The following is a 9,601-nucleotide window of genomic DNA, read 5'->3' on the forward strand; positions in this document are numbered from 1 at the left end:
TTGATACTCAATGCAACAAATAAGAGTGGACGTATCGCCCACTCTTAAAACTAGTAATCATCTATTAACATGGTAATCATACCATTTATTATTATAAAATGCAAGCGTTTTCAGGCTTTTTCCTTTATACCCGCACTTTCGTTCCTTTGGTGTCCCGTTTTCCAAGCTTGATCTTATTGAGGACCATCTGCTTTTCTTTGTATTCAATCTGGTATTCCATCCGGCTTTCCAGAAGATATGCATGTTCCAGATAATCTCTGTCACCCATCTTCATTGCCCGGACACCAAGGGCTGCTTTTTTCTTCTCCGGTACTTCCTCTTTCAGAAAACGCAGAAAATATCCCGCATGGCTCTGCAGCACCACATAATCCATCGTGTCACACAACTCCACAAGAACCAGTTCATCCTCCTCCGTCAGTTTGGTAGAAGCGATGGTTCTCTTAATCACATCGAATTCCGTTCCCGGCACCTGTTTGATCATACCGGATTTTGTCACGAAAATCAGAGAAGCATTCTTTACTGCCTCCATATTGCTGACACAAAGCAGTTCTTCCTGTGCACTGGAAAAATTACTCAGGTTGTCGATCGGAACTCCTTTATCTCTCAGCCTTGTAAGTGGCAGATCCATCACTTTTACCGTATGCATCTGTCCTTTGTTCGTAAAGAGACAGATCTTATCGGTATTCATACAGGTAAATACATACTTATATTCCCCGTGAACTGTCTCTTTGTTCCTCTCGTAGGTATTCCTATCCAGCACCTTGGCATATCCGAAACGATCCATCAGAAAACATACTTCCGCTTCTTCTACTTTCTTTTCTTCAAAGACAGCTTCTTCCCTGTTTTCAATCACGGTACGGCGTTTTCTTCCGTAGGTTTTCTTGATGTGATCCAGATCTTCCATGATGACCTGTGCCATGGCATCGTAATTATTCAGAATCTCTTCATATCTGGCAATATTTTTCAGAGTTTCCTCATGTTCTGCCACCAGGGCTTCGATTTCCAGTCCGATCAGCTTATACAGTCGCATCTCCAGAATCGCAGTTGCCTGTCTCTGGGTAAAGCAGAGTTTTTTTGCTGCTTTCTCACTGGCTTTCGTCTTGAAGCGGATACCTTCAGTCACACCGTTTACCAGACACTCTTTTACCTGTTTCTGGTTTTTACTTCCACGCAGGATCTCGATGATCAGATCGATCACATCACAGGCTTTGATCAAACCCTCCTGGATCTCTTTCTTTTCCAGTTCTTTATTTAACAGTGTCTGATGCTTTCTCGTACAGACTTCAAACTGAAAATCCACATGATGCTCAATGATCTGTTTCAGGCTCAGTGTTTCCGGTCTTCCATCTGCTACAGCGAGCATATTCACACCGAAAGTATCTTCCAGACGGGTCTTTTTATAGAGCATATTTTTTAGATTTTCCACATCTGCGCCTTTTTTCAGCTCCAGAACGATCCGGATACCTTCTTTGGAAGACTGGTTGGAAATATCCACAATATCTGTAGCTTTTTTGGATTCTACCAGACCGGCTACATCATTTAAGAATTTTCCTATATTGGCTCCAACCATCGGATACGGGATCTGGGTGATCACAAGGTTGACTTTTCCGCCTTTTAATTTCTCTTCTTCCACTTTTCCGCGGATCTTGATCTTTCCGCTTCCGGTTTCATAGATCTTCAGAAGTTCATCTTTATTGATCACGATACCGCCGGTCGGAAAATCCGGTCCTTTGATGTATCTCATCAGACCTTTCACGCTGATCTCATTATTTTTCATGTAGGCTTTCACACCGTCCACGATCTCGACCAGGTTATGTGGCGGGATGCTGGTCGCCATACCGACCGCGATACCATCCGCTCCGTTTAACAGAAGATTCGGAACACGAACCGGAAGTACCACCGGCTCTTTCTCTGTCTCATCAAAGTTCGGCATAAAGTCCACAACATTCTTATCCATATCACTCAGATATACTTCCTGGGTGATTTTTTCCAGTCTTGCTTCCGTATATCGCATGGCAGCGGCTCCGTCACCCTCGATGGATCCAAAATTTCCATGGCCGTCTACCAGAGCCTGTCCCTTCTTAAAGTCCTGTGCCATAACCACCAGGGCATCATAGATGGAACTGTCGCCATGTGGATGATATTTACCCATGGTATCACCTACGATACGGGCGCATTTTCGATAAGGCCTGTCATAGCGGATACCCAGTTCATACATATCATACAGGGTTCTTCTTTGTACCGGTTTCAATCCGTCACGAACATCCGGCAATGCTCTTGACACGATAACACTCATGGCATAGTCAATATAAGACTTCTGCATTACCTCGGAATATTCGGTTCTGATAATCTGTCCTTCCATGTTTTCCTCCTGATTGTTCTATCAGATATCCAGCTGTGCGTTCTGTGCATGCTGATAAATAAATGCTTTTCGGGGAGGTACGTCCGTTCCCATCAGTACTTCTGTCACGTCAGATGCCATTCTCGCATCTTCAATTTCCACCCGTTTCAAAATTCTTGTCTTCGGATCCAGAGTTGTCTCCCATAACTGCTGGGCATCCATTTCTCCCAGACCTTTGTAGCGCTGCAGAGTAAAGGATCCGGTGTGAGTTTTTCTGTATTTTTCCAGCGCCTTGTCATCATACAGATATTCCTCTTCCCCTTTGGAAGGGATCACTTTATACAATGGCGGCATAGCAATGTATACATGACCTTCATAGATCAGTTCCGGCATAAAACGATAAAACAGAGTCAGCAACAAGGTAGAAATATGGGCTCCGTCCACATCCGCATCGGCCATGATGATAATCTTGTCATACCGAAGCTTTGTAATATCAAAATCATTCCCATACCCCTCGGAAAATCCGCAACCAAATGCATTGATCATGGTCTTGATTTCTGCATTCGCCAGCACTTTATCTATCGTTGCTTTTTCCACATTCAGTATTTTTCCACGGATTGGTAAAATAGCCTGATAATTACGGTCTCTGGCTGATTTTGCAGAGCCGCCGGCGGAATCTCCCTCGACAATAAATATTTCGCATTTTTCCGGATCTTTTTTCACACAGTTTGCCAGTTTTCCATTGGAATCAAAAGAATACTTCTGTTTCGTCAAAAGATTGGTTTTTGCCTTTTCTTCGGTCTTACGAATCTTGGCAGAACGTTCTGCACAGGAAAGAACTGTTTTCAGGGTCTCAAGATTACGATCAAAGAATCGAACAATCTCATCTCCTGTGACCTTGGCTGTCGCCTTGGATGCATCCTGATTATCCAGCTTGGTCTTGGTCTGTCCTTCAAAACGAGGTGCCGGATGTTTGATAGAGATAACTGCAGTCATACCATTTCGGATATCTACACCGGTAAAATTGCTGTCTTTTTCCTTCAGAATTCCCAGTTCTCTTGCATAGTTGTTCATAACCGTGGTAAACATGGTCTTGAAACCTGTCAGATGGGTTCCGCCTTCTGCATTATAAATGTTATTACAAAATCCAAGAACATTTTCATGGAATTCGTTGACATACTGGAAAACCCCTTCCACCGTAATTCCATCACTCTCTCCTGAAAAATAAACCGGATCATGAAGCGTCTCTTTTTTTCTGTTCAAATCTCTTACAAAACCAATGATCCCCTCCGGCTCATGATAATCGATAACTTCCGGTTCCGTCTTCCGTTTATCTTCGAAATGAATGGTCAGCTTAGGATTCAGATACGCAGTTTCATGAAGACGGCTTTTTACCTCTTCCTCTGTAAATCTTGTTTTTTCAAAAATCTCCGGATCCGGAAGAAAATTGATACAGGTTCCGGTCTCTTTTGTACGTCCGATTTTCGGAAGCAGACCCTCTTCCAACTCGATTACCGGAATTCCACGCTCATATCGGTCATGATGTACGTATCCTTCTCTGCTGACTTTGACGTCAAGATAGGTAGACAGTGCATTTACCACAGAGGAACCTACGCCGTGAAGACCACCACTGGTCTTATACGCACCGTTATCAAACTTTCCACCCGCATGAAGGGTGGTAAATACCAGACGCTCCGCAGATATTCCTTTCTCATGCATTCCAACCGGAATTCCACGTCCGTTATCTGACACGGTGCAGGAACCGTCTGCTTCCAGCGTAACCCGGATCAAATCACAGTGCCCTGCCAAATGCTCATCCACCGAGTTGTCCACGATTTCGTAGATCAGATGGTTGAGACCTTTTCTGGAAACGCTGCCTATATACATACCCGGTCTCTTCCGGACTGCCTCAAGACCTTCCAGAACTGAGATACTACTGGCGTCATAACTGTCTTTCTTTGCCATAATACTTTCCTTTCTATTCTTTCTCTCCCCGGTACTTTCCTTTGGCTCAAGCCACGGACTTTGGCCCGTTGCTCGCTCCCACACTCGCTGGCGCTCGTTGCTCTGCATATCAACAATTGGTCCGGTGGACCAATTTTGATTGACGCGGCAGTCGCCAAGGTCTCGTGCAAGCACGGACTTTGGCTCGTTGCTCGCGTACATAATTAATCGGCGGTTTTTCATGGGGTACTGGGGTACTTAACGAAAACTGCCGATCATTATACCATATTTTTATACATAGAAACAAGTTAAAAAGTACTTTAGATTGTAGATTCCTATATTTCTCCCTTTTCTCTCAGATAATTCAGAAACCCCTCTGATCCTTCTTCCACATCCCTGTAAGTTTCATCAAAGTCTCCTGTATACCATGGATCTGCTATATCTCTTCCAGATCCGGCAAAGCTTAACAGTTTATATATCTTCCCCTCCGGGTCATGCTTGAACATCCGATTCAGGTTTCGTATATTTGCAGTATCCATACCTATAATGTAATCGAACTTGTCATAGTCGTCTAAAGTGACCTGTCTGGCTCTGTGAGGCACCAATGGAATTCCCAGTTCTCTCAATTTGTTCACTGTACCTCTGTGTGGAGGATTACCGATTTCTTCTCTGCTTGTCGCAGCACTGTCTATAACAAACATATTTTCCAATCCAAGGGTGTTTACTTTGTGGGTAAATACGCTCTCGCTTAGGGTTGATCTGCAAATATTGCCGTGGCAGATGAAAAGTACTTTTATCATTATTTTATTTCTCCTTGTTTTGCCCCGGAACGCCCTGTTTTTCAAGGGTTTCCGGGCTTCGTGTGGTTTGCTCTGAAATTACAGATTGTGGCAAATCAGAGCAAAATTAGGCAAGTTATTACTACCTGTTAGTAATAAAATTAGTAGTCAACACGGAAAACTGACTACTAAGGATTTTGAAACCACTTATGCAGCATCTTCAAAAATTCTCCTCTGTGCCTCTAAATATGACCGCAGATTAATGATTGCATCAGCACAGTTCTTTGAATGTTTAAGTTCATCTTCTGCAAGTTCAATATTATTATCATCCGCAAGCTTAATCGTGTAATCATATATGCGACCTACTAAAATCTCAAGTTCTTCCGTAGTCAACTGAATGCTAATCTTCTTATAATCTTTATGTGCCTTTAATTGCTCAAGGCTATCCATCAACGAGTCAATTTTCTCAACATCCATATCTCCATTTCGAATGGTGTCAATATACACTCTTAATGATGCCCGGAATTTGGTTACAACCTTTGGCTCATGATTCTTTACCTTGTTGTAAACATAAACACCTGTTCCTGTTGCCGCAGCTATCGCAAGGGTAATAATTGTACCTTTTTTATGTCCTTTTACAAACTTAAGAGCCTTAGCTCCCACACCCTGTGCCCGTTCGGCCGTTTAGGTCAATTGGATTTAAGTGTTTCACAATCTGTCCCTGATTAGGTCCAACCGCATAACGAACCACACTACCTATTCTTCTATACAAACCTGTCGCTAATCCTGTTGCGATATCATCCGGAATGTAAAATGCATCTTGTGCAATTGCCATATCTATCGACGCTCCTCTATTTTTTGTGCATTGTTCCTGCTGTAGTCAAATGACCTCCGCATGAGCCTATAATTATTTTTCTTTTGCCAGTTTTCAGATCAATATAATTAGCAAAGTAAATTCTGAAAAATCGGGAGTCCGATTCCTTTCCAGTATTTGACTTAATATGTGGCTCAATATTTATCTCATTTTCAAAGTAGTAGTCTTCATATTCTCTTGATATTGTTTTGTCTTTTTTTGTCGTAGAAGTATTTCCGGGAACACACTCAAACGGAGCTTGTTCGTTGTATTTTGCACAAGCTTCCACAAAATTGCTATATTTTCCAAGACAATCATACAAAGTTGTCACCATCGAAAATAAAACTTCCCATAACACTGCAGGTGCAGTCCCACAATCCTTTAATGACTTCCATCCCTTTTCCGTCAAGTCTATTCTGTCAGAAAAAACAGTAACAAAAAATTCAGGAATATCTTTGGGTGTTTTGGGATACTCATCTATTTGACGAACTAAATCATATGCCTCTTTACCTTTCTTCAAAGGCTCATATGCTGCCTGAATAGAATCTAATTGAGATTGCAATCCGTAATTATCATTTTTTGCCTGCTGAAGTTCATCCTTCAAATCACTATTTTCAATCTCAAACTCAAGTTTCTTGAGTTTCATTTCCTCTAGTTGTGATTTCAAGCCATCATTCTCTGTCGATGCTATCTGACTTGATTCTTCCTGCTTTTTCTTTAATTGTACAAACCTCGATTCTAATGCATCACGACGGATTAATTCCTCACAATTACGATATCTAAATAAGTTATCGTAGTCATTAATATCCTGAGCCACTACTCGCCTAAAAATACGTAAGATTGTTTCCTCGCCTTTCTCCATAGCCTCATCATAGTGAATGAATCTATGTCGGTTTGCATCCAACGGATTAGAAATATCGATATTCGGCAAGTAATACCTTATCATTCCCGCTGTACACTTGTAGTCTTCATCCATGAGATATCGCATTTCATCAACAAAACTTAATTCATTTGAATAGTATACAAGTGCATTTCCGGCTACACTTTCTATCATTTTTTGTGGGTCGATAGGGAGGTTTATCTTTTCTTTATCTATATAATCCTTTTTAGACATTATCAAGATAATAGGAATTCCTCTCTCTTTGTCATAAATTTGTTCCTTAAAAGTGAGTCCTTGTCCAGTGTAAAGTTCCATTGCCTCAAATAATAAAGGCTCATCATTGACCTCACACATGAATCTTTCATCACTCTGGATATTTCTAACAATGCCAGGCACGCTAATATCAGGAGCAGATAAACACTCACCAATAAATCCCATCGCATCAGCATATGACACAACAAATGTTAGTCGCGCTGCACCATTACTCATTGTTTGAAAACCAATTTCCGTTGTCCACCATCTCGGAGCAAAACCGCTCTCATTCTGGCATTCTCTTATTCTACATGCCCAAGAAATATCCTTATCATTTTCCGGGTTAACTCGGTAAATTGACTCTGCGTAAAATGTTTTCTTTCTTTTTGCATCGTATAACTTATTACCATTCTTAAAGTGTGTCCAATAGCGCATCTCCCTCGGAACATGAATGCCTGCTCAAGTTATCTCTGTTCTGAAAAAATATCGTCAAAATTCCATTCGATTTCAATTTCATCCTGACTATGAATACGGATCACCTTGATAATCTCACACAGCTTCTCTGCATCGAACTTCTGAATTCCCAAGAAATCTTTTAGTTTTATTTTATCAGAAAGTTCATTTTGTTCAAGAAGCTTTTTGCTATTCTCCGCATCTTCTATTTTTCGTTTGATTTCATCCAGCTGTCCACTTATCTTTTCAGCTCTCTGCTTATACAAATCACGATCCATACGACCATCTTTGTAATCATCATAGAGCTTCATCTTTTCTGAAGTCAATTGTCGGCTCTGTTTTTGCAATTCTGCAGTATTGATCTCTTTATATTCGCATTGACTTTTGGAAGATGCTTTCTTTTCTTTTTCCAACAATGACGCTGCATACTGATGGACAAGTCCAAGGATATTTTCCTCCAGCGGTTCCCGTCGGATCACCAGACTTCGGCACACAGGATCTCCATTGGTTCTGGCATCAGAGCATTTCAGCAGATGCTCTGTTTCTTTTAACAGAGAATGCCCACAGTTGGCACATATCAGCAATGCCGGCTGTTTTTTACGTCTTTCCAGAGTAAAATTGGTGCGTGATTCTGCAACAATTCTCCGTTTTTTCGGATGCATTTCATTTGCTTTTTCAAACAATGCCCTGTCTATAATTGCTGTATGATGATTTTCCAGGCGAACCCATTCTGTTTCATCATTCAGAACTGCTTTATGGCCAGTATGCATACTGCAACGTGTTTTGCCCCAGATTCTGGTTCCAATATAAATCTCATGGAACAGATGTTAATTCCATTATGCGGGATATGATGTCTATCATTTTGGAAGGTGCCCTTGATCAGGAACTGGATGAAGAACTGGGATATTCCAAGTATGATTATCGAAATAAAGAAACCGATAATTCCAAGAATGGATATTCCCAGAAAACGTTACATACCAGTTACGGAGATATAAGGTGACTTCGAACCACAGGTTGTAAAGAAGTATCAGAATTCGATTACACAGGACATGGAAGAAAAGATCATTTCCATGTACGCAAAAGGAATGACTACTGACGATATAGAAAGCCACATGCGTGAATTATACGATCTTGAGATCTCCGACAGTACTGTCAGCCGGATTACTGATAAGATCCTGCCAATAGTAAAAGAATGGCAGGAAAGGCCATTAGAAAGTGTGTATGCTGTTGTATTTATGGATGCGATCCATTTCCATGTCCGTAATGAGGGGCGGATTGTAAAACGTGCTGTTTACATTGCGATTGGGATCGATATGGAAGGACGTAAGGATGTCCTCGGAATGTATGTTGGTCAAAATGAAAGTTCCAAGTTCTGGCTCTCCATCCTGAATGGCCTGAAAAACCGGGGTGTAGAAGATATATTGATTGCGTGTGTGGATGGACTGACCGGTTTTCCACAGGCAATTGAAGCAGTATTTCCCCAGACCGAGATCCAGCAGTGCATAATCCATCAGATCAGAAACACCACGAAATTTGTTTCTTACAAAGAGATCAAACCACTTATGGCAGATCTGAAGCGTGTATATGCAGCTCCTACAGAAGAAGTTGCATTGGCAGAACTGGACAGCTTTGACGAAAAATGGAGCGGGAAATACCCTAAGATTGCAAAGTCATGGAAAGATAACTGGGCAAATCTTTCAACGTATTTTAAGTATCCGGAAGCTGTCAGACGTCTGATCTATACCACGAACACGATTGAAGGATTTAACCACCAGCTCCGGAAAGTCACCAAATCCAAGACGGTATTTCCATCCGATGACAGTCTCTTGAAAATGCTGTATCTGGCCATGATAGATATCACCAAGAAATGGACGGGACACCGTCAGGATTGGGGACAGATCCATTCTCAGCTGGAAATTTTCTTCGAAGAAAGATTGGAAAGGTTATAAGCAGAATGCATGCTAGGCAGGGCGTACACGCTCAATAGCGAGTACCTCCAAAATTAAGAGCCGCCTTACGGCAGCCCTGGTTATCAATTCTTTCGAATCCCGTCCGGCAGATTTGGTGACCACGGTAACAGATCATCCAGAAAGGACCGG

7 protein-coding genes and 1 pseudogene are annotated in these 9,601 nt (G+C 41.7%); 1 reads left to right on the forward strand and 7 read right to left on the reverse strand.

Annotated features, from left to right (window positions below; translation table 11 throughout):
• Positions 1-124: 124 nt before the first annotated feature.
• The 7 genes from FYJ57_RS05865 to FYJ57_RS05895 form a co-directional block, all read right to left on the reverse strand.
• A complete protein-coding gene (locus FYJ57_RS05865; RefSeq protein ID WP_154431993.1) occupies positions 125-2,362 on the reverse strand; it encodes a DNA gyrase/topoisomerase IV subunit A in 2,238 nt (745 codons plus the stop codon).
• Between the two features lie 21 nt (positions 2,363-2,383).
• Positions 2,384-4,306, reverse strand: a complete 1,923-nt coding sequence (locus FYJ57_RS05870; RefSeq protein WP_154431995.1) for a DNA gyrase/topoisomerase IV subunit B — start codon at positions 4,304-4,306, stop codon at positions 2,384-2,386.
• A 314-nt stretch (positions 4,307-4,620) separates the two neighbouring features.
• Positions 4,621-5,085 carry a low molecular weight protein-tyrosine-phosphatase gene (locus FYJ57_RS05875; protein ID WP_154431996.1) on the reverse strand — a complete coding sequence of 155 codons (465 nt, stop codon included), beginning with the start codon at positions 5,083-5,085 and terminating at the stop codon, positions 4,621-4,623.
• Between the two features lie 186 nt (positions 5,086-5,271).
• The gene (locus tag FYJ57_RS05880) at positions 5,272-5,727 is read right to left on the reverse strand and encodes a hypothetical protein (RefSeq protein WP_154431998.1); all 456 of its coding nucleotides are present in this window, start codon (positions 5,725-5,727) and stop codon (positions 5,272-5,274) included.
• Complete coding sequence (locus FYJ57_RS05885; RefSeq protein ID WP_154432000.1) at positions 5,717-5,899, reverse strand: hypothetical protein; 183 nt, start codon at positions 5,897-5,899, stop codon at positions 5,717-5,719. Before FYJ57_RS05885 ends, FYJ57_RS05880 begins: the two co-directional genes overlap by 11 nt.
• Positions 5,900-5,915: 16 nt before the next feature.
• Positions 5,916-7,484: a hypothetical protein gene (locus FYJ57_RS05890; protein ID WP_154432002.1), complete on the reverse strand. Its 1,569-nt coding sequence runs from the start codon at positions 7,482-7,484 to the stop codon at positions 5,916-5,918.
• A 29-nt stretch (positions 7,485-7,513) separates the two neighbouring features.
• The gene (locus FYJ57_RS05895; protein WP_235904441.1) at positions 7,514-8,272 is read right to left on the reverse strand and encodes a recombinase family protein; all 759 of its coding nucleotides are present in this window, start codon (positions 8,270-8,272) and stop codon (positions 7,514-7,516) included.
• Positions 8,273-8,280: 8 nt separating this feature from the next.
• Here FYJ57_RS05895 and FYJ57_RS05900 point away from each other — a divergent pair.
• A pseudogene (locus FYJ57_RS05900) lies at positions 8,281-9,451 on the forward strand (IS256 family transposase).
• Positions 9,452-9,601: the final 150 nt, after the last annotated feature.

The sequence above is a fragment of the Oliverpabstia intestinalis genome, assembly GCF_009696065.1.
Lineage (GTDB): Bacteria > Bacillota > Clostridia > Lachnospirales > Lachnospiraceae > Oliverpabstia > Oliverpabstia intestinalis.

Excerpts from the sequence above, each read along its gene's own strand:
- FYJ57_RS05865 (WP_154431993.1), bottom strand. The coding sequence starts at position 2,362 with ATGGAAGGACAGATTATCAGAACCGAATATTCCGAGGTAATGCAGAAG.
- FYJ57_RS05870 (WP_154431995.1), bottom strand. The coding sequence starts at position 4,306 with ATGGCAAAGAAAGACAGTTATGACGCCAGTAGTATCTCAGTTCTGGAA.
- FYJ57_RS05875 (WP_154431996.1), bottom strand. The coding sequence starts at position 5,085 with ATGATAAAAGTACTTTTCATCTGCCACGGCAATATTTGCAGATCAACC.
- FYJ57_RS05885 (WP_154432000.1), bottom strand. The coding sequence starts at position 5,899 with ATGGCAATTGCACAAGATGCATTTTACATTCCGGATGATATCGCAACA.
- FYJ57_RS05890 (WP_154432002.1), bottom strand. The coding sequence starts at position 7,484 with ATGCGCTATTGGACACACTTTAAGAATGGTAATAAGTTATACGATGCA.
- FYJ57_RS05895 (WP_235904441.1), bottom strand. The coding sequence starts at position 8,272 with ATGCATACTGGCCATAAAGCAGTTCTGAATGATGAAACAGAATGGGTT.